Raw genomic sequence first — 760 nt, forward strand, 5'->3', positions numbered from 1 at the left:
CGACGCTTCCCCGCCACGACCGCCCGGGCCCTCGCGGAGGCCGTCGCCCGGGGGAGGGCGGCCCGATGAGCCGGCCGGTGGTGCTGTCGGTCGCCGGGTCGGACCCTTCGGGCGGCGCCGGGGTCCAGGCCGACCTCAAGACGATGGCGGCGCACGGCGTCTACGGGGCGGCCGTGCTGACGTCGCTCACCGCCCAGAACACGCACGGCGTCCAGGGCCTGCACCCGCTGCCGGCGGACTTCGTCGAGCAGCAGCTGCGCAGCGTCCTGGACGACCTGGACGTCCGCGCGGTCAAGATCGGCATGCTCGGCGACCCCGCGGTGGCCGACCGCGTGGCCCAGGTGCTCGAGACCGCGCCGGTGCCGTGCGTCGTCCTCGACCCGGTCATGGTCGCCACGTCCGGGCACCGGCTCGTGCCCGAGGAGACGATCGACGTCGTGCGCCGGCGGCTGCTGCCGCTGACGACCGTCGTCACGCCCAACGCGCCGGAGGCCGAGGTGCTCGCCGACGTGCCTGTGCACCGGGTGGACGACCTGGAGGCGGCCGGACGCCGGCTGCGGTCCCTCGGCGCGCCGGGCCGCGCTGGTCAAGGGCGGTCACCTCGACGGGAGCGAGAGCGTCGACGCCTCGTGACCGCCGGAGGGCACCCGCCGCCACACGGCGCCGCGGCTCGGCACGCCGCACACGCACGGCACGGGGTGCACGCTGTCGACCGCGCTGGCCTGCCGGCTGGCCGAGGGTCGCGGGCTCGACGAGTCCG

The 760-nt window shown here is 77.1% G+C and carries 2 pseudogenes; both read left to right on the forward strand.

The features are described from left to right. Positions 1-65 precede the first annotated feature (65 nt). Positions 66-512 (forward strand): annotated as a pseudogene (gene thiD / locus AC2W7G_RS17635) (bifunctional hydroxymethylpyrimidine kinase/phosphomethylpyrimidine kinase); the annotation flags it as partial. Between the two features lie 184 nt (positions 513-696). Continuing rightward, positions 697-760, forward strand: a pseudogene (locus tag AC2W7G_RS17640) (hypothetical protein); the annotation flags it as partial.

Source organism: Aeromicrobium sp. PFPM2_SD2, from assembly GCF_057364525.1.